General features: G+C 65.5%; 18 protein-coding genes and 2 pseudogenes. 6 read left to right on the top strand and 14 right to left on the bottom strand.

All coding sequences use genetic code 11. The features are described 5' to 3' along the window. Positions 1–46: 46 nt before the first annotated feature. Together EPN98_RS24365 and EPN98_RS24360 are read right to left on the bottom strand one after the other, a co-directional pair. Positions 47–193, bottom strand: a pseudogene (locus tag EPN98_RS24365) (IS6 family transposase); the annotation flags it as partial. Positions 194–540: 347 nt separating this feature from the next. Further along, positions 541–1827, bottom strand: a complete 1287-nt coding sequence (locus EPN98_RS24360) for a cytochrome P450 (protein WP_366558525.1) — start codon at positions 1825–1827, stop codon at positions 541–543. A 235-nt stretch (positions 1828–2062) separates the two neighbouring features. Here EPN98_RS24360 and EPN98_RS24355 point away from each other — a divergent pair, with 235 nt between their 5' ends. Further along, the gene (locus tag EPN98_RS24355; RefSeq protein ID WP_293365601.1) at positions 2063–2656 is read left to right on the top strand and encodes a TetR/AcrR family transcriptional regulator; all 594 of its coding nucleotides are present in this window, start codon (positions 2063–2065) and stop codon (positions 2654–2656) included. Between the two features lies 1 nt (position 2657). Here the strand turns inward: EPN98_RS24355 and EPN98_RS24350 are convergent, their stop codons facing one another. From EPN98_RS24350 to EPN98_RS24310, 9 genes are all read right to left on the bottom strand, one after another. Next, positions 2658–2978, bottom strand: a complete 321-nt coding sequence (locus tag EPN98_RS24350; RefSeq protein WP_293365599.1) for a 2Fe-2S iron-sulfur cluster-binding protein — start codon at positions 2976–2978, stop codon at positions 2658–2660. Positions 2979–3055: 77 nt separating this feature from the next. Beyond that, positions 3056–4339, bottom strand: a complete 1284-nt coding sequence (locus EPN98_RS24345; protein ID WP_293365598.1) for a cytochrome P450 — start codon at positions 4337–4339, stop codon at positions 3056–3058. Beyond that, positions 4336–6024, bottom strand: coding sequence for an NAD(P)/FAD-dependent oxidoreductase (locus tag EPN98_RS24340; protein ID WP_293365597.1), 1689 nt, complete (start codon positions 6022–6024; stop codon positions 4336–4338). Before EPN98_RS24340 ends, EPN98_RS24345 begins: the two co-directional genes overlap by 4 nt. A 4-nt stretch (positions 6025–6028) precedes the next feature. Further along, complete coding sequence (locus EPN98_RS24335; RefSeq protein WP_293365595.1) at positions 6029–7639, bottom strand: acyl-CoA synthetase; 1611 nt, start codon at positions 7637–7639, stop codon at positions 6029–6031. A gap of 11 nt (positions 7640–7650) precedes the next feature. Then, the gene (locus tag EPN98_RS24330; RefSeq protein ID WP_293365594.1) at positions 7651–8739 is read right to left on the bottom strand and encodes an acyl-CoA dehydrogenase family protein; all 1089 of its coding nucleotides are present in this window, start codon (positions 8737–8739) and stop codon (positions 7651–7653) included. Then, positions 8739–9947, bottom strand: a complete 1209-nt coding sequence (locus tag EPN98_RS24325; RefSeq protein WP_293365593.1) for an acyl-CoA dehydrogenase family protein — start codon at positions 9945–9947, stop codon at positions 8739–8741. The genes EPN98_RS24330 and EPN98_RS24325 overlap by 1 nt, the downstream gene beginning before the upstream one ends. A gap of 46 nt (positions 9948–9993) precedes the next feature. Then, complete coding sequence (locus EPN98_RS24320) at positions 9994–10377, bottom strand: Zn-ribbon domain-containing OB-fold protein (protein WP_293365591.1); 384 nt, start codon at positions 10375–10377, stop codon at positions 9994–9996. Between the two features lie 53 nt (positions 10378–10430). Beyond that, positions 10431–11597 (bottom strand): transporter, encoded by a 1167-nt coding sequence (locus EPN98_RS24315; protein ID WP_293365590.1) that lies wholly within the window; start codon positions 11595–11597, stop codon positions 10431–10433. A gap of 56 nt (positions 11598–11653) precedes the next feature. Beyond that, positions 11654–12748 (bottom strand): zinc-binding dehydrogenase, encoded by a 1095-nt coding sequence (locus EPN98_RS24310; RefSeq protein WP_293365588.1) that lies wholly within the window; start codon positions 12746–12748, stop codon positions 11654–11656. A 136-nt stretch (positions 12749–12884) separates the two neighbouring features. On the opposite strand from EPN98_RS24310, the gene EPN98_RS24305 reads away from it, so the two are divergent. Genes EPN98_RS24305 through EPN98_RS24295 form a run of 3 tightly spaced genes read left to right on the top strand, consistent with a single transcriptional unit; the run spans position 12885 to position 15122 of the window. Further along, positions 12885–13454: a carboxymuconolactone decarboxylase family protein gene (locus EPN98_RS24305; RefSeq protein ID WP_293365587.1), complete on the top strand. Its 570-nt coding sequence runs from the start codon at positions 12885–12887 to the stop codon at positions 13452–13454. A gap of 33 nt (positions 13455–13487) precedes the next feature. Continuing rightward, positions 13488–14333, top strand: coding sequence for a MaoC/PaaZ C-terminal domain-containing protein (locus tag EPN98_RS24300; protein WP_293365586.1), 846 nt, complete (start codon positions 13488–13490; stop codon positions 14331–14333). A 9-nt stretch (positions 14334–14342) separates the two neighbouring features. Next, on the top strand, positions 14343–15122 hold the full coding sequence (locus tag EPN98_RS24295) for a helix-turn-helix domain-containing protein (protein ID WP_293365585.1): 780 nt from the start codon (positions 14343–14345) through the stop codon (positions 15120–15122). An 11-nt stretch (positions 15123–15133) separates the two neighbouring features. Here the strand turns inward: EPN98_RS24295 and EPN98_RS24290 are convergent, their stop codons facing one another. Genes EPN98_RS24290 through EPN98_RS24280 form a run of 3 tightly spaced genes read right to left on the bottom strand, consistent with a single transcriptional unit; the run spans position 15134 to position 17592 of the window. Continuing rightward, complete coding sequence (locus tag EPN98_RS24290; protein ID WP_293365584.1) at positions 15134–15577, bottom strand: PaaI family thioesterase; 444 nt, start codon at positions 15575–15577, stop codon at positions 15134–15136. Between the two features lie 18 nt (positions 15578–15595). Next, on the bottom strand, positions 15596–16735 hold the full coding sequence (locus tag EPN98_RS24285) for a nitronate monooxygenase (protein ID WP_293365583.1): 1140 nt from the start codon (positions 16733–16735) through the stop codon (positions 15596–15598). Between the two features lie 47 nt (positions 16736–16782). Beyond that, a complete protein-coding gene (locus tag EPN98_RS24280; protein WP_293365582.1) occupies positions 16783–17592 on the bottom strand; it encodes an enoyl-CoA hydratase-related protein in 810 nt (269 codons plus the stop codon). A gap of 144 nt (positions 17593–17736) precedes the next feature. Here EPN98_RS24280 and EPN98_RS24275 point away from each other — a divergent pair, with 144 nt between their 5' ends. Both EPN98_RS24275 and EPN98_RS24270 read left to right on the top strand, forming a co-directional pair. Continuing rightward, the gene (locus EPN98_RS24275; RefSeq protein ID WP_293365581.1) at positions 17737–18612 is read left to right on the top strand and encodes an alpha/beta hydrolase; all 876 of its coding nucleotides are present in this window, start codon (positions 17737–17739) and stop codon (positions 18610–18612) included. 459 nt (positions 18613–19071) lie between these two features. After that, positions 19072–19338, top strand: a pseudogene (locus EPN98_RS24270) (hypothetical protein); the annotation flags it as partial.

The raw sequence follows: 19338 nt of genomic DNA, 5'->3' as shown, positions 1-19338 counted from the left end.
AGTTCGCCGCGATCAGCGCGCCAAACTTGATCGCCCAGCAGCGGGCCGTCTCGCGGCTGACTTCGATTCCGCGCTGGACCAGGAGTTCCTCGACATCACGAATGCTGAGCGTGAACCTGAAACACAGCCATACTGCTTGCTGGATCACTTCGGCCGGAAACCGATGACGCTTGAACGATATCGGCTTCACCAAAATCTCCACCTCAGCGCCTGACCACGCCGAGCTGGAGACCTTTACCCTTTGCTGCCAGCACCTATGGGGAAGCGATCAACCTGGAACGCGGCGCGCCCTCGACCATGACCAAGGTCATGGTGTCAATGCAATGGCGGGCATCGCTTGACGGTGTCGTTCTCCCCCGCGCCAACGGTGTTGGGCATTGCCTGTGGCAGGACTCATAGCCAGGCCGGCAAGCTGCGAGCCGCCGCGACCGTTCGGGGCAGCAGGCCATCCATCGCCTGGGCAGCGAAAGGTGATCGTCAAGCGATCAGTTTGGGGTGATGACGCCATTTTTCGGTCGCGCACCGCACTTTGGCGCGCACTCAGTTCCGCGCAGGTATGATTACCGGCAGGCTCTCGTAGCCGTGGACGAAGGCGGAGTAGTTTAGCACAGGATCGCCGACCACCTTGATCTCCGGGAAGCGCTTGAGGATCTCTTCCCAGATGATGGTCAGCTGCATCTCGGCCACGCGGTTGCCGACGCAGCGGTGGATTCCGAAGCCGAACGACATGTGCTGCCTGGGCCGCTCGCGATCGATGATGAACTCGTTGGGCCGGTCCACCACGGTCTCATCGCGGTTGCCCGAAATATACCACATGACGACCCGGTCGCCCTTCTTGATGGTTTTTCCGCGCATCACAACGTCGCGCGTCGCCACCCGGCTCATGTGGGCCAACGGCGTCTGCCAGCGGATGGTCTCGGAGACCATCGACAGGATCAGGTCGGGATTGGCCCGTAGCTTGGCGTATTGGTCGGGGTTCTTGTTCAGTGCGAAGACGCTGCCAGAGATGGTGTTGCGGGTGGTGTCGTTGCCGCCCACGATCAGCAGGACGACGTTGCCCTGGTAAGCATCCATGGGCATGTCCCGGGTGGCCGGATTGTGCGCCAGCATCGAGATCAGGTCATTGCCGGGCGGAGCATTGACGCGCTGGTTCCACAGTTCCTGGAAGGCGCCGAAGCACTCGAAGATCGCCGCGCCCTTGTGCTCCCAGCTTTCCACCGGCCCGTGGCCCGGCATATTCGTGAACATATCCGACCACCAGGTCAGCTTGCGGCGCTGCTCGAACGGGAAGTCGAACAGGGTGGCCAGCGTCATGGCCGTCAGCTCCTTGGACACTAGGTCGACCCAGTCGAACTCCTTGCCGATCGGCAGGGAATCGAGGATCTGGCCGGCGCGTTCACGCACCTGGGGCGACATGGCGTGCAGGTTGCTGGGCGCCAGCGTCGGGCTGACCGCCTTGCGTCCCTGACTATGCTCCGGCTCGTCCATCGTGATGAAGCCCGCGGCGCCGCGGCGCCGCTTGCCCATGATCTTCTCCTGTTCGATCTGGGCCTCGAGGTTGGGCAAGCCAATGCCCTCTGCCGAGGAGAACGCCTCATGGTCGGTGTCCACCGCCATGATGTCGTTCCACTTGGTTATCGACCAGTAGGGTCCGTATTCGCTGTCCGGCGTCAAGTGGACGGGGTCTTCCCGGCGCAGGCGCTCGAACACCGGCCAGATGGTGTCATTGTAGAAGCGGTCCACCCGGGCAGGGTTCAGCTTCTCCAGGGGCGTGGCCGCGACCTCGGCGGCGGCGTCGGCTGCTTTGATCTTCGTCGCTATGTTCATGACTTCCATCCCCGTCCGTGGCTCGTCCGTCGAACAGCAGGTCGGCCCGCAACCCGCGGCGGCGACCCTGACGAGGCAGTTTGACGCCGGCTCACAGCCATGTCAACGATCATTGACTTGGGTCGGTTGCGGCCATTTCCCTGATGCCCAGCCTGTTCTCCCGCGTCGGCTTGACGTACAGGAACGGACTGAGCGCCAACCTGGTTCGAGGGGGCTTTTGCGGATGAATGACACTATGTCGCTCGTTGATCCGCCGGCTGGTTCGCGCAAGCGCGACGCCGAGGCGACCCGCGCGGCGATCCTCGAGGCGGCAAAGGCCCAGTTCGCACTTCTGGGCTATGATTGCACCGTGCTGCGGGACATAGCCCGCGAAGCCGGCGTCGATGTGGCCCTGGTCAAACGCTACTTCGGGGGCAAGGAGGCTTTGTTCCTGGCGGCGTTGAAGGCGTCATTCGGGACGGATGACGTTCGCGGGTGGGATCGCGCGACGTTCCCTCATGAGGTCGCCACTGTGTTGGCGGGTAGCCCCCACATCGACGAGGCCAGGACCCACAGATTTCAGTTTCTGCTCCGGGCCGCGACATCGCCGACAACCGCCCCGCTCCTGAATGTGCTCGTCCAGGATCGGCTTTTGGGGCCGATCCGGGAGTGGCTAGGCGGAGCAGGCGCCGGCGCGCGCGCGCGAATCCTCGCGGCGACCTATATCGGGTTCCTTGTCGAACGCCTGATCCGCGGCGCGCCGCTGCTGGGCCGAGAACGGGAGGAATACTTGACGCGGGTGACGGCGATTTTCACCGCGTTGATTACTGAGGGCGACGAGCCGACCTGAACTAATGCTGACTTTCCGGCATTCTGACGACCAGGCCATCCAGATCATCCGCGATCCTGATTTGACAGGAAAGGCGGCTGTTGGCCTGAACGTTCTCGGCGAAGTCCAGCATGGAAGTCTCCATGGCCGTCTTGGCGCCGGTCTTCTCAAGCCAGCCGTCCTCGACATAGACGTGGCAGGTGGCGCACGCGCAGGCGCCTCCGCAGTCGGCGTCGATGCCCGGAACGCCGCTCTTCACAGCGCCCTCCATGACGCTCATGCCGGTCTTCAGTTCGATGACGTGTTCGGAGCCATGGTGCTCGATGTATGTGACTTTGGGCACTTGCTTGTTTCCGCCGGGCCTTCGCCAAGCAGCCTTTGTTCTGACGTTAAAGATGAACTGTCGGGGCCGATCCGTGCTCAGTGCGCTAGCACGGCATTCCGGCTGGGTATGACGACCGGCATCGAGGCATAGCCCCGGATCAAGACCGATGGCACCCGACGGGGCTCCTCCAGGACGCGGATCTCCGGGAACCGCGGCAGAATCTCCTCCCAGAGGATCCGCAGCTGGAGCTCGGCGAGACGGTTCCCGACGCAGCGATGGATTCCGAACCCGAAGGACAGGTGATTGCGAGGACGCTCCCGGTCGATGACATAGGCCTCGGGATTTTCGATCGCCGTCTCATCGCGGTTGCCGGAGGCGTACCAGATCAATACCTTGTCGCCCTTCTTGATGAGCTTGCCGCCCAACTCGAAGTCCCGGGTGGCGGTGCGCCGCATGTTCGAAAGCGGCGTCTGCCACCGAATGGTTTCCGACACCATCGAGGGGATCAGGCTCGGGTTCGCCTGAAGCTTGCAAAGCTGATCGGGGTTCTGGTGCATAGCCAGGATCGATCCTGTCATGGTGTTGCGGGTGGTGTCGTTGCCCCCGACGATCAGCAGCAGCAGGTTCCCGAGGTACTCCATCCGGTCCATGTTGCGGGTGGCCTCGCCGTGGGCCAGCATGGAGATCAGGTCGCCTTTCGGGGGCGCGTTGACCCGCTCGTTCCACAAGCGCGTGAAGTAGTCGACACACTCGAACAGCTCCGCCCTGCGCTCCGACTCCGGATCGTCGGTGGTGAAGAGCCCCGAATCCAGGCCGCCGGTCGCCACGTCGGACCAGCGGGTGAGCTTGCGCCGGTCATCCCACGGGAAGTCGAACAGGGTGGCGAGCATCTGGGTGGTCAGTTCAACCGACACCCGATCGACCCAGTCAAAGGGCTCGCCAATCGGCAACTCGTCCAGGGTCTTGACGATACGGCTGCGTATCAACGGCTCCATCAGGTTGAGGTTGGCCGGGGAGACGATCGGGCTCACAGTCTTGCGCTGGACGTCGTGCTTCGGCGGGTCCATCGCAATGAACATCGGTAGCTTGAAGTCCTCCTTCGGATCGAAAATCGTGATCGATGGCTCGGACGAGAAGACCTCGTGGTTGGTGTCGACCGCCATGATGTCAACGTAGCGGGTGATGGACCAGAAGGCGCCGTCGGGATGGTGATGCGCCGGGTGCAGGTGCACCGGATCTTCGTGGCGCAGGCGCTCCAGGTAGGGCCACGCCGTGTCGGTCCGCCACAGTTCGGTGTCGGCGAGGTTGATGTCCTCCAGGGGCATTGCGTAAGCCTTCGCCCGGGCTTCGGCCCGAAGATCGATCGATCCGTCGCTCATAGTCTTCTCCCATCCGGTTCCGCCCGACCAACAGGTTGGCGGGGGTTCTGCTTTTCCAGCACGAAGCCGGCGTAGCCTGCGTCGGCAGAGGCCTGGCACATCTGCAGATACAGCGGCAGTCCGCCCGGATAATTCAGTAATTCTCGCGGCTTACCCGGAATATTGGCCCCCATGTACCAAGAGTCGGCCAGGGGAAAGAGCGTCATGGCGCCAACTGCCTCAACATGGTCCTTCCAGGTCTGTTCGGCGGCGGCGGTCGCCTCGAACCGGCTAACGCCCGCGTCGCGCATGCGTCTCAGGAATTCGACCACCCAATCGCCCTGCAGTTCGGCGCAGGTCGGGCCGTTGCAGAACCCCGAGGGGCTCTGCGGCCCGTAGAGGAACAGCAGGTTGGGAAAGCCAGCGCTCGCCATGCCCAGGTGAGTTCGCGCGCCCTTGGCCCACTTCTCCTTGAGCGTGAGCCCGTCCACGCCACGTATGTCGATTTGCGTCAGGCCCCCGGTGACCGCATCGAAGCCCGTGGCCAGGACAAGGATGTCGAGTTCACACTCCCCTTCCGCGGTCCTCACGCCACTCGCGGTGATCTCAAGGATCGGGGTGGCCTTCAGATTCACCAGGCGTACGTTGTCCTGGTTGAACACGTCGTAATATGTCTGCTCGAGCGAGGGACGCTTGACGCCGAACGGGTGCGGCGGCTCCTTGGGGGCTAGCTGTTCCGCCAGCTTCGGGTCGCGGATTCGCGCCTGGACCTTCTCGCGCCAGAAATCGTAGGCTGTGCGATTGGCCTCCAGGTTCATCATCACGTCGTGGAAGGTCGAGGCCCAGAAGCTGAACCCGCCGGCCGCCCAGCTCGCCTCGTAGACGGCCCGCCGCTCCTCCGGGGAGACTTCCAGCGCCGCCTTCCCGCTGGCGTGGAAATCGAAGCCGCCGAAGCTCTCGCGCCGGCGCGCGAACCGCGCGGGATAATCTCTCTTCATGTCGCGCTGGGTTGCCTCGTCCAGGCTGCACTGTTGCATAGCAAGGGCAAGGATCGGCGTACGCTGAAAGACGGTCAGCTGAGCGGCCACGCGTGCGGCCTCCTGCACGACCTGGACGCCGCTGGCGCCGGTGCCGATCACGCCGACGCGCTTGTCCTTCAATTCGAGGCCGTCCTGCGGCCACCACGCGGTGTGATGTTTGACGCCTTCGAACCGGTCCAGGCCCTCGAGGTCCGGGATGTACGGCTTGGCGGCGAACCCCGTGCAGAGCACCAGGAACCGCGGGCTGACAAGGCCGCCGTCCTGCGTCCGAACCACCCACCGGCGGCTGTCCTCGTCGAACTCGGCGCCTTCGACGCGGGCGTTGAATCGGATGTCGCGGCTCAGCTCGAGCTTCTCATCGACGTGATGGAAATAGCGACGCAGCTCGTCCCAGGCTGGGAAGCGCTCGGTCCAGGTCCAGTCGCGCCAGAGATCCTCGCTGGAAAACTCGTACATCGGGACGTGGGTGTCCACACGAGCACCGGGGTAGCAGTTCCAGTACCATATGCCACCCAGGTCGGCGCCGGCCTCAAACAGCCGCACCGAGAACCCCAGACGGCGAAGGCGGTGGAGTTGGTAGAGGCCGGTGAAGCCAGCCCCGACCACAACGACATCGACCTCCTCGACGGTGTGAGTTTCGGGCCGAACAGCGGATTGTGTTTTCATAATTTCAGGCCAGTCCCAGATCTCGTCGCGCGAACGCGGTGACCGTCCTGTAGTCCGCCTTGCCATTCGAAGCCCTGAGGGGCACCTGCGCCACCAGGACGCGCTTGGGGGTCTTGTAGCCAGCCAGGCTGGCGCGCACGTGCCGACGTACATCATCCTCGTCGAACGTGACACCGCTGGCCAGCACCACCACGCCTGTGACGGCCTGGCCCCACTTGTCGTCGGGCACGCCAACCACGAGCGCGTCCTCGATGTCCGGGTGGGTCTTGAGCGCCTCCTCGACCTCCTCGGGATAGACCTTCTCACCGGCGGTGTTGATACAGGCGCTGCCCCGCCCCAGCAGCGTCATGGCCCCGTCGGCCTCCACCGTGCACCAGTCTCCCGGGATCGAGTAGCGCTGGCCGGCGATGGTGCGGAAGGTCTTGGCGGTCTTTTCAGGATCCTTGTAGTAGCCTAGAGGAATCGGGCCGCCGATGGCGATGATCCCAGCCTTTCCGCTGCCGGGCTCGACAAGGTTTTCCTCCTCGTCGAACACCTTGCACCGGGGGCCGATCTGGAACGTCGCGGTCCTGACCTCACCGTCCTTGGTCATGGCCGAAGAGCCGAAGCCGAGCGCCTCCGAGGCCCCGAAGGAGTCCATCAGCACTACCTGCGGAATGTGTCGCAACAGTCCGGACTTGACTTCGCGGCTCCACATCACGCCGGAGGAGACCACTGAGATCAAGCTTGAGGTGTCGTAGCGTCCGGGTTGCTCGTCCAGCGCCTTTAGCATCGGCTTTGCAAATGCGTCGCCCACCAGGGCGATGGACTGCACCCGGTGGCGCGCGACAACCGACCAGAGTTCGTCGGCCTCGAACGAGGCGTTCTGAAGGGTGACCACGCAGCCGCCGTTCATCATGCATCCGATCGTGGTGATGAGACCGGTTCCGTGCATCATCGGGCAGGCTGGAAGGGTTCGGCTTCCGGGACCGGCGGCGCGAACGAAGTCGAGATGCGCCTCGAGGGTTTCCGGGGCTGGCCCGAGCCGCCGCACCGCGTCGAGCTGGGCCTCACGCAGGTCTTCGTGACGCCACATCACCCCCTTGGGCATGCCCGTCGTACCGCCCGTATAGATGAACAGAAGGTCGTCTGGAGACCGCTCGATCCCTAAGGGCGCGCCCTCGCCGGTCGCGGCCAGGTCTTCATATCGCTCCGAGAAAGGCGCCAGCGGATCGTCGTCGCCGATCTCAATGAAAGTGGCCACCTTGGGCAGCCGATCCTTCAGCTGGAGAACTGTGTCGCGAAACTCGGAGCCATAGATGACGGTCTGCGCATCCGAGTCATCGAAGATGTAGAACACCTCGTCGGGCTTGTAGCGGTAGTTGACGTTGACGTGCGTCAGGCGACCCTTGAAGCAGGCGGCCAAGGCCTCGCCGTATTCTGGGCGGTTGCGCATATAGAACGCAACCTTGTCGCCCGGCTTCGCGCCCCGGGCCAGGATCGCGCGCGCAAGATTGTTCGACCGACGCGACGTCTCCCCCCAGGTGATCGTTCGATCCCCATGGATGAAGGCCGGCGCGTCCGCCGGGAGGGCCTTCGGCAGCGCATCCAGGATATCGCCGAAATTCCAGGTCATGGGCATGCTTCCTAAGCGGCGATCCAGCCCTGAACGCGGGCGGCCTCGTTGCGGACGAGTTCCGGCCCTCCGAGCAGCTGGCGATCCAGGCCGATGCGCTTGAACCAATAGTGCAGCCCGGCGAGGTCGGTGAAACCCATGCCGCCGTGCACTTCGGTGGAGGTCCGAGCGACAAACCGGCCGACCTCGGAAAGGTGTGACTTTGCGTGGCATGCCATCAGTGTCGACTCCTCCGGCGCATGCTCGAAGGCGTGCGCCGCGTACCAGACCAGTGAGCGGCAGGGCTCGAGCGCCGCCGCCATCTCGGCGCACATATGCTTGACCGCCTGGAAGGACCCGATCGGCCGGCCAAACTGCACGCGCACACCAGCGTAGACCACGGCCTGTTCGATCATCGCCGTGCCGGCGCCCAAGATGTCGGCTGCCAGCATGATGCGCCCCGCGTCGATGATCCGGCGGGTCGTCTCGCTTCCGCCGCGGGGCAACGGATCGGCCTTGACCCCCGTTAGCCGGAGCTCTCCGACCGAACGCGTCTTGTCGATGGTCGTCAGCGGGATTTGCGTCAGACCGGGCGCGTCGGCTGCGACCAGGTGCAATGCGCCGCTGGTGTCCGCCACCACGAACAGGTCGGCGTCCGCAGCATCGAGCACGAACAACGCTGTCCCGTCCAGCCACCCGTCCCTGGCGATCACCCCGGCCCCGTCCCGGCCCTCCACGGCTTGGCTGACCGCGACGGCCGCCCTCGCCGCCCCGATCGCCAGCTTCGGCAGCCACGCCTGCTGTTGGCTGTCAGACCCGCCGAGCAGGATCGCCAGCGGCGCCATGACATGCGCGCCCGCGAAATGCACCGGCGCGACGCTGAAGCCGAGCGCTTCGGCCACAAGCGCGGCTTCCAGCAGGCCAAGGCCCATTCCACCGAATGCCGCGGGGATGATGACCCCCGGCACGCCGAGATCGGCCAAGCCCGCCGCGACATCGGGGCTGTATGGCGTCGCCGCGGCGGCGATGTCGCGCACATGCCCCAGAGGGGACTGTTCGCTGAGGTAGCGGGTCACCGCATCCTGCAGCATGCGCTGTTCGCTCGAGAGACCGAAATCCATCAGAGGCGCCCCTCTTCCGTCGCGAGCTTCGGCTCACGCGGCATGCCGAGCCCCCGCTCGGCGATGATGTTCTTCTGGATCTGCGCGGTGCCCCCGCCGATGATCAGGCCAAGCTGGAACATGTAGGCCTGCTGCCAGCTGCCGTGGGAGCGCAGGTGGGGGCTGCCGTCGTAGAGCGCGCCCAGCTCGCCAAGGGCGTCGATGGCCAGCGCCGATATCTGGTGGGCCAGCTCGCAGGACTGTAGCTTGACGATCAGCCGCGCGAGCCCTGCGTCGCCACCGTTGGCCGAGGCGCTCAGCACGCGAAGTCCGTTGAATTTCATCGCCGCGAGTTCCGCCTGCAGCCGCAGCAGACGATCTCGCAGGATCGGGTTGTCCATGATCCGGCCATCGCCGGCCGTCTCAGTCCGCATCAGCTCCGCCAAGGCAAGGAAGCGGCTTTCAAGCTGGCCCGGGTCCCCCAGCATTCCGCGTTCGTGCTTGAGGGTGGCATTGGCGACGAACCAGCCCTGCCCACGCTTTCCCACGATCTGGGTCTTCGGGACGCGCACGTCGGTGAAGAAGGTCTCGTTGAACTCGGCGTGCCCGGTCATGGTGACCAGGGGGCGGACCTCGATCCCCGGCGTTTTCATCGAAAAGATCAGATAGCTGATCCCGTCGTGCTTTCCCTTGTCCGGCTCGGTGCGCACGAGGCAGAAGATCATGTCGGCCTCGCGGGCCGTGCTGGTCCAGATCTTCTGGCCATTAATGACGAAGTCGTCGCCATCCTCCCTCGCGCGCGTCTGAAGGCTGGCCAGGTCGGACCCCGAGCCCGGCTCGGAGTATCCCTGGCACCAGACAACCTCGCCGCGGATCGTCGGCCCGATCCATTGCCGCTTCTGATCTTCGGTCCCCAGTTCCAACAGCGTCGGAACCAGCATCGAGATGCCCTGGTTCTGCAGGCCCGGCGGTACGCCGGCCCGGGCGAATTCCTCGCCGATGATGCGGGACTTCAGGATGTCCGGCGCAGCCCCATACCCTCCATATTCTTTCGGGATGGTCCGCGCGGCGTAACCATGGGCGATCAACAGTTTCTGCCAGGCTACAGCTTCTGCTGAGGGCCGCTGCGCAGCCCCGCCGCCCCTGGGGGCGGCATGACGGTGCGCTTCAAGAAAGGCGAGCGCTTCGCGCCGAAAAGCCTGGTGTTCGGCGCTGTAGGTGAGATCCATCAGCCTGCCCGTTCAAGAGGATCGTGGCGCTTGAGCGCGGCGCAGCTCATGGCGCGACCTGTTCGGATGGCTGGAAGCAAGGTAGGCGGAAGCCGTCCTCAAGCTCTCGGAAGACCAGTTCGACAGGGATGCCCAGTTTCAGCGTGTTGTGGTCGCAGTTCAGCAACCGGCTCGCCATCCGCACGCCTTCATCGAGCTCCACCAGCGCAGAGACATAGGGGATTTCCGCGGCGAAGGCAGGGTGAAGCGCCTGATGGGTGACGGTCCAGGAATAGAGGCTGCCGGTCCCCCGGACCGGGGTCCAGGCGAACTCGGGCGATCCACATTGTGCGCACATGTAGCGCGGCAGGAACCGCCACGCGCCGCAGTCCGAACAACGCTGGAATCGCAGCCGCCCATCCTGGCATTGCTGCCAGAAGGCCTCGTCCATGGGATCCTGGGTCCTGGGAAGCGGTGCGGAAATAGTGGGGGGTCGCATGGGTGTCAGTTCCTCAAGATCGCCAGACTGCCGTCACCCAGATCGCCCCATCCGGTGACCAAGCCGATACTGGCCCCCGGCACCTGTCGAGCACCGGCGTCGCCGCGAAGTTGGCGCACGGCTTCCAGCACATGATTGAGTCCCCAGACGTGAGCTTCGCTAAGGAGACCTCCGTGGGTGTTCAGCGGATAGCGACCGCCGAGCTGGATCTCTCCGTCTTTCACAAAGTCGTAGATGCCGCCGGGCGCGCTGAACCCCAGCGCCTCCAGCTGCAGCAGCACGACATAGGTGAAGCAGTCGTAGACCTGCAGGAAGTCCATGTCGCGGGCGGTGACGCCGGCCATCTCGAAGGCTCGGGGCGCGGCGTAGGACAGGCCGATCTTGAGCATGTCGGGCCGGGAGGGAATGTCATCTGCCGGATAGGGGTGGCCCTCCGCGGCGCCGGCGATCAGCACGGGCCGGTGCGGCATGTCGCGCGCCCGCTCGGCGCCGGTGACCACAACCGCGCAGGCGCCATCCGTCTCGAGGCAGCAGTCGTACAGACGGAAGGGCTCGGAAATCCACCGCGCGCCCAGGTAGGCGTCTATGTCCAGAGGTTGGCCATAGGTCACGGCCCTTGGGTTGAGCTGGGCGTGCGCACGGCAGGCCAGGGCCACCTCGCCCATCGCCTCGTCGGGCACCCCGTAGAGGTGCTTGTGGCGCATGGCGATCCAGGAATACATTTGCGCCGGCATCATCACGCCGTAGGGCATGTAGAAACCCTGGATGGTGCGGGTCAGGGTGTTCATGTTCATGGTGCGCTGCGGCGGCCGGCCCGGCTTCGGACGCAGCGCCGAGTAGCCGTTCCACCCCAGCACCACGAGCACATTGTCGGCGATGCCGGCGGCGACGGCCATGGCGGCGTTCTGCAGCGCCGTCGTCGGGCTCGCCCCGCCCATATGGACGGTCGAGGCGTAGCGCAGCACATCGACGCCCAGATTGGCGGCCAGCTCCTCGGAGGTGGTGTAGATCGGCGGTGGGACCATGCCGTCGATCTGCGAGGGCTTGAGCCCCGCGTCGGCGATGGCCTTGCGGGCCGCCTCCAGCATCAGGTCCACGGCGGTGCGTTCCGAGCCTTTGACGTATTCGGTCTCGCCGATGCCAACGATGGCGGCCTTGTCGCTGAAACTCACGGCTCTTTCCTGTCTTCCGAACATCGGCGAAGCGTTACGACCTGGAGACTGTCGCTCTAGGTGGGCGGGATCAGGCACGAGTGAATGGACTCGTCGCCCGGCACCTGACGGGCAAGCGTCCGGATCGCCAGTTCGGCGTCCTTCAGCTCAAAATTATGGGTGTGCATCAGTTCCAGGGGGAGCGACCGGGCTTCGATCAGGTCGATGGCCTTGCCGTATCCCGACGAGGTCACCCCGATAGCGCCCTTGATCGTGATTTCCTTGAAGACGATCAGATCGGAGACGAAGTCGGGTATGGGCTTGAAGCCCTTGACGCCCGCCAGCACGATCGTCCCGCCGGCCTTCACATAGCTCAGGGCTTCGCGCACCGGGTCAGTGGCGTAGGACGTCACCTCCACCACCACGTCGGCGCCTCGCCCCCCGGTCAGTTCATGGATGCGCTCAATGGCGTTCTCGTTCTGGACATCGATCGTATGGTGCGCCCCGAAGGCCCGGGCGAGATCGAGCTTCCGGGCGTCTGCGGCCATGCCCGTCACGATGATTTTCCCCGCACCCGCCTGCCGCGCGGCGATAACGCTGGCCAGGCCACGCTGGCCCGGCCCCAGTATGACGACAGTGTCGCCGACCTGGGTCTGGGGAATCTCGACCGCCCACCGGAAACCCGCCCCCAGCGGATTGAACATCACCGCGATCTCCGGCGGCAAGGTCTTGTCCATCTTGTGGACGATCGAGTTCGGCGCGAGGTACATATACTGGGCGTAGGCGCCCCAGAGGCCGGACATATTGGATAGCGGGATATAGGAATAGATTTGCCGATCCGCGCACAGATGGTAGCGGCCGCCCAGGCAGGTGTCGCACCCGTGGCAGGACAGCATCGTCTCGACGGCGACACGATCCCCGACATCGACCCCCCAGCGGCGGGCCGCCTTGTCGCCGATCGCCTCGATGATCCCCACCGGCTCATGCCCCGGGATCACCGGCATGGGCGTCTTCAGGACGCCTTCGAACTGCTCATAGTCGCTGCCGCAGATGCCGCAGGCCTCGATCCTGAGAATGGCGCTGTCGGCCTCGATGTCGGGGATCGGAAGATCCTGCATCACCAGGGTGCGCGGCGCCGTTTGAACCATGGCGAAGGTCTTGGCTGGGATCACGGGCGAGGCCTCCGTGGACACGCGGAACGCTATAACACATACATGTCGCGAAAGCCGCATATCTGTTATATGGTCGTCTGGGCAAGCGCTTTTCCGGGCGTCGGGCCCTCTGGCCGCCATCAACTGGATTCAAAGCATGACTTCCGAGGCCCCGAGGGTTGCTCTCCTCAGCGCGGATGACGCCGCGAGCGCGGCGAAGCTCGCGGGCATTTCCGAGCAGATGGCGCCGCTGAGCGTCTTTCGCGTGCTGTTGCGGCATCCGGCCGTCGCCGGGGAACTCGCCTCGACGCTCACCACCCTGCTGTTCCGCGGCAATAAGCTCGACGCGCGCCTGCGAGAACTGATCATCATGCGGATCGGCTGGCGGACAGGCTCGGTCTATGAGTGGACCCAGCACTGGCGCGTCGCCCGCGGGCTCGACATCCCCGCGGCCGACCTGGCCGCCACGCGGGACTGGCGCGGCGCGAACAATTTCTCCGATGCCGACAGGGCGGTGCTGCAGGCGACGGACGACACGCTCGACGAGGGTATGATCTCAGACAGGACCTGGGAGGCGTGTTGCCGCCACCTGTCCACCGAGGCCGAGCGTATCGAGCTTGTGATCGCGATTGGCAACTGGACCATGTTCTCCCAACTCTTGAAGAGCCTGCGCATTCCGCTGGAAGACGGCGTCGAGGCCTGGCCGCCCGACGGGGTCGGTCCCTAGACCCGGAATATCAACTCCAATTTCGGAAAACTCATGACACGCAGGCCCATCTCCCCCGATCTCGTCGGACTGGAGCTCCCGCCCACCACCCAGACCTGGACCTCCAAGGACACCATGCTCTACGCCCTCGGCGTCGGGGCGAGGCCGGCGGAAGACCTGGACTTCATCTATGAGGGCTGCGGCCCCAAAGTCCTACCTACCTATGCCGTGATCCCGGGCGGAGCGGCGCTGAGCGGACTCATGCGTTCGGTCGAGATGCGACTGGAAATGCTGCTGCACGGGGAGCAGTCCATCGAACTGTTCCGCCCACTTCCCCCGGAGGCCAGCGTGCAGGTGACTGGCCGCATCACCGAGGTGTGGGACAAGGGTAAGGCGGCCGTGCTGGGCGTCGAGGGCGTAGCCTCGGATGCGGAGGGCGACCTGTTCCGCACCCACGCCACGCTGTTCGTTCGCGGCGCCGGGGGCTTCGGCGGGGAGCGCGGTCCCTCGGGACAGGAGTCCGCCGCGCCCGACCGCGCGCCCGACCTGGTCGCCAGCTTCGAGACCCGACCCGAGCAGGGCGCAATCTATCGCCTGTCCGGGGACCGCAATCCGATCCACATCGATCCGGCCTTCGCCAAGATGGGCGGGTTCGATGCGCCCTTCATGCACGGCCTTTGCACCTACGGAATCGTAGGTCGCGCGATCCTGCAGGCGCTTTGCGCGAGCGATCCGAGCGCCTTCCGCTCCTTCTCCGGCCGGTTCGCCGACCGGGTGCAGTATGGCGACACCATCGTCACCAAGATGTGGCGCACCGGCGACGGCGAGGCGATCGTCCAGGGTGAGACGGGGGATGGTCGAGTCGTGCTATCTCAGGCTCGGGCCATGTTCCAGAGCTGAGCCGACGTCATGCAGAAGGCCGACCCATCCGTCGTAAAGTCCGCCGCCCGGACGCTTGAGATATTCGAGTATTTCGACGAAGTGCGGCGACCGGCCCACATTCAGGATGTCGCCATAGCGCTCGGGTATCCGCATTCCAGCACGGCGGCGCTGCTCCGCAGCCTGGCGGAACTGGGCTACCTTGAGTTTTCCCCGGAGGACAAGACGTTCTTCCCCTCGATCCGAGTATCCTTGCTCGGGCACTGGGTCGGTGACGAAATCCTCCCTCTGCGGCGTATCCAGCAGCAGATGCGCGACATCGCCCATAAGACGCAGATGACCGTGGTGCTGGGCGCGGCGAGCGGCGGCTATTGCCAGTACGTGCGGGTCATCGAAGGGACCACGCCGATCCGCTACCACGTCAAGGCCGGCGCGCGGCGATGCCTCGTCCGCTCGACGTTAGGCCGGGCGCTTCTGGCGACCGAGTCGCCGGTTCGCCGGGCCGCGCTGATCGCCGAGGCCCTGACCGTCTGGGACGGCGACGAGGCGCCGCCGAGCCCTGAGGACATCGCCCGCGACGTCGCCCAGGTCGCCGCGCGCGGCCATGCATTCAACACCGGCCTGGTGAACGCCCAGGCGGCGATGCTGGCCATTCCCCTGGCGATCAGTCCGCCGGCGCGTCCGCTGGCTTTGGGGCTGGCTGCGCCCAAAGACCTGTTCCGGGGGCGCCGCCAGGAGGTGCTCCAGATCATGCGGGATGGGCTGGGCAGCCTCGGAAGTGGTCCGAGTTCGGTCCAGCAGAGCGCGTAACGCCCGCCGCCTTAGGTCGGCCTTGGATTTTGGATGAGCACGGTTCCCTGCGCGGAACAGCAGAGCCTGCCCTCGTTCTCCATCTCGATCCTCACGACCGCGGTCTGCTTGGTCATCGAGATGATCTCCGCATGGGCGGTGACCGTTCCGCGGCTGACCGGAGCGAGCAGGTTGATCTTGAATTCCGTCGTGGCCGCCCACTGGCCCTTTTCCATGTGCGGGTAGCAGACGCAGCCCAGCACGTGGTCGCAGGCGGCCGACAGGACGCCGCCATGCATATTTCCAAAGCCGGTCAGCAACTTGGGCTCAACGGCCATCTCGGCGGTGAGGCGTCCCGGTTCCATCGACAATATGCGGAGGCCCAGATACTCGGGAAGTCCCGTCATCCGGTTGCTGGAATCCATGAACGACTTGACGATCTCAGGTTTGAAGTCTGGCATTCTGCGCGGAATCATGACCGTTGCTCCCGTTGTTCAGCGAAAAATGTCGGCGCGGGACAGGGCGGCCTCGGCGCCGTCGACCAGATCCTCCAGGACTTCGCGGGCGGGGCGGATCGCCTTGATGAGTCCCATGCCCTGGCCGGCGAACCCGGGCGCGATGTCCTTTCGTTGATCCTGCGTCGCCGCGGCGAGCACCGGGCCGGCGACCATCGACTGGAAAGGCATTGGCAGAGGGGTCTTGTCCGCGTCCACCCAGGCCTGGGCCCACTTGTTCCGGATGATCCGGGCGGGCTTTCCGGTGACAGACTTGGACACCACGGTGTCGCCGTCTCCGTATTCGACGAGGACCTCCTTCTGGAACTGATGGATCCCCGCCTCTTCCGTCGCAAGGAATGCCGTGCCCACCCAGGCGCCCTCGGCGCCAAGCATCATGGCGGCGGCCACGCCGCGGCCATCGGTGATTCCACCCGCGCCCAGAACCGGTATGCGACCGGCCATGGCGTCGACGACCTGGGGGATCAGGGCCATGGTGCCGATCGGCGAATTGTGGCCGCCGCCGTCATGCCCCTGCGCGACCACAACGTCGATGCCGGACGCGGCGACCTGCAACGCATGTTTCACCGAGCCGATGACCGCCATGATCTTGGTGCCGTTCTCCCGAAGGCGCTCCATCCAGGGGCCGGGGTTGCCGAGGCCGGCGGCATAGACTGGGACCCGTTCCTCGATCACCACCTCCATCTGCGCCTCGAAGAAGTCCTTGGAGAAGAAGGCCGGTCCGCCCCGGGCCGCCGCGTTGGACGCCTCGCGGGGCCTGGCGACCTTCTGCAGGCCTTCCTGGCGCATGAAGTCGGCCGCGAACGCCTGGTAGTCGCCCAGCAGGTCCATCGGCGATGGCTTGCCGCCGTCACCCGCGCCCGCAGCGTCCGCCGCCTCGCGCCGCACCGAGGCCGGCAGGAGCGTGTCGACGCCGAACGGCTTGTCGGTGAGCGATCGGACCTCGCGGATCCAGGCGCGCAGCTCCTCCGGGGAGCACGCCGCCGCGCCAAGGACGCCCAGGCCGCCCGCGTTCGAGACGGCGGCCGCCAGGCGGGGAACGCTGGCCCCGCCCATCCCGGCAAGGACGATGGGGTAGCGGATGCCGAATATTTCGCAGATGCGGCTGTGCAATGCCATGATGACGGTCCTCCTATGGGCGGCGGGCGGTTTTCGCCCCGCGCCGGTCAGCGTCCATGAAAGACGGGCTTTCGCTTCTGCATGAAGGCCAGGGGCCCCTCGCGGGCGTCCTCTGTGCGAAACACGGGCGCGGCCATCTCGGACTCGATCTGCATGGCCTCCGCTTCAGGACGTCCCAGGCACGCCCGGGCGGACCTGCGAATGGCCTGCACGGCGATGGGGCCGTTGGCGGCGATGCGCTCCGCCAGTTCGAGCGCCACGGGAAGCACATCGGCCTGGGGAACCACGCGGTTGAGGAACCCCAGATCCAGCGCGTCGGCGGCGGTTATAAGGTCGCCGGTCAGCAGCAGCTCCATCGCCCTGGCGTAGGGTATCTGGCGCGGAAGCCGCACCGTCGAGCCTCCGCCGGGGAAGATGGCCCACTTCACTTCCTGCACGCCCAGCTTGGCGGTGTCGGAGGCGATCCGCAGGTCTGTCCCCTGGGCAAGCTCCATGCCCCCGGCGATCGCGTGGCCGTTGATCGCCGCGATCACCGGCTTGACCACGTCGAAGGTGCGCAGAAGGCCGCGCCCGAGCATTTCGTTGTCGGCCAGCAGGCGCCTGTCCCACTCGTCCTCCGGCGCGCGGGCGCGGCTCATGAGGGGTATGAACCGCCCAAGATCCGCCCCTGAACAGAAGGCCTTGTCGCCGGCCCCGGTCACCACCGCGACCCGGATCTCGGGGTCGTCGCGCACCACGGTCCAGGCATCCGCAAGCCGCACCAGCATCTCCGGAGAGATGGCGTTTCTAGCCTCCGGCCGATTGAGCGTTATCAGCGCGATGTTGCTTCTGCGCTCGAGCGTGACGACCTCGCCCATGCCACCTCCGACACATATGTGTTTTTCTGTGACACTTTTCTGCTACGCTGGCTAGCCTGTCGAATCAGAATGCGGAACATTCAGCCGCGGCCGGAGGGGACCCTCTCCGCCGGCGTGGCCCGCTGGCGCGCTAAGGAGTCAGGATTGTCGATAGTCGAACCGCAAAGGATCGTCTTCGCTGCGGCGGGCGATAGCGTGAATCTGGTCGCCGACGCCTATGGAACCCTCGGCCGGCCCGGCATTCTGCTGGCCCACGGCGGCGGCCAGACACGGCATGCCTGGGGCAAGACCGCGGCGGCCTTGGCGGAACGCGGATGGCGCGCCGTCGCGCTCGATCTGCGCGGTCACGGCGAAAGCGGCTGGTCCGCGGACGGCGACTACCAGATGGAGCTCTTTGCGGCCGATCTCGCCAGCGTGGCGCGTCAGATGGGGGGTAGGCCGGCATTGATCGGCGCTTCGCTCGGCGGTCTTGCCGGTCTGCTGGCGGAGGCGGAGGTGGCCCCCGGGAGCTTCAGTTCGATCACCTTGGTCGACATCGTGCCCGACATGAACCTCGAGGGCGCAGCCAAGATCATGGCCTTCATGAGCGCCAATGCCGGTCAGGGCTTCGAGAGCCTTGAGGCGGCGTCGGACGCGATCAGCGCCTACCTCCCCCACCGTCCCCGACCCTCGGACCTGTCGGGGCTCGCAAAGAACCTTCGCCTCGGAGAGGACGGCCGATACCGCTGGCACTGGGACCCGAATTTCGTCGCCAGCGCCAACCGTCAGAGATCAAGTCGTGATCGGGTCGCCTTCGAGGCCGGCCTCGCCGACCTTCGCCTGCCGATTCACCTGATCCGCGGGCGGCAGAGCGAACTGGTCAGTCGCGAAGCAGCAGAAAGCTTCGTCGCCCGGCTCCCCAACGCGGAGTTCACAGATGTTGCGGGCGCCTCGCACATGGTCGCGGGCGACCGCAATGACGCCTTCCTCGAGGCCGTCGTCAGCTTCTTCGACCGGCTGGAGCCGTCGATCAAGAGCTGAGGCGCGCCAGCCCTGGAGACAAGTCGACTGCTGACTGACAGCACCGCCAATCAGGCTGGTCCAACCGGCTCCCGTTTCCTCAGGCCCTGAAACCCCCCGGAATTCTCGGAGGGATTTCCCATGCTTCCGGGAGTTTGGCCCTTCGCAAAGCCCGATTTTCAGAGGCGCTTCTGGGCCTTTTCGGGCCCTTCGTCTCCGCGGCGGAAGGATGCGCTCCGGATTGCCTTGAACAGGGAATTCAACTGGGAAAATGATGCGCGCAGTTGGCGCCGGCGACGATCCGGCAGCCAACACCATTCGATCGAACAGCAGCTTACCGCCCGGAGGAGGCTATAGGGCTGAGGAACAGCTCGGAAGTAGTGCGTCAGAATAGGGAAGCGCCGTCGCTCAACTGGGATTTTGCGCCGCGGTCGTGAATCCGAACATCCGACGCTGGCCGTCCCAGGCGACGGGATTTCGGTGTTGATCAACTGCTGCAATATCAGCCCCGCAGGCTGGCGCGCCATCGATGATGGCCCGCTGGATGTCAGGCGCCAGCAACGCCGGCGGGGTCAACCGCCGCACATAAGAGTCAGCAGCCGCTCTCGCGGTCCGCAACCCGGCGGCGGGGCGCACATCTGCATCGGCGCCCCGCTGGCAAGGCTCGAGGCCAAGCGTGTGTTCCTGCGGCTGGCTGAACGCTTTCCCCGCCTGCAACTCGCCGAGGCGGGCCCACCGAAGTGGCGG

Origin of the sequence: Phenylobacterium sp. (genome assembly GCF_004299445.1) — a bacterium.
Lineage (GTDB): Bacteria > Pseudomonadota > Alphaproteobacteria > Caulobacterales > Caulobacteraceae > Phenylobacterium.
Note: the sequence above shows the minus strand (reverse complement) of the source record. Positions and strands in the feature narration are given on the sequence as shown.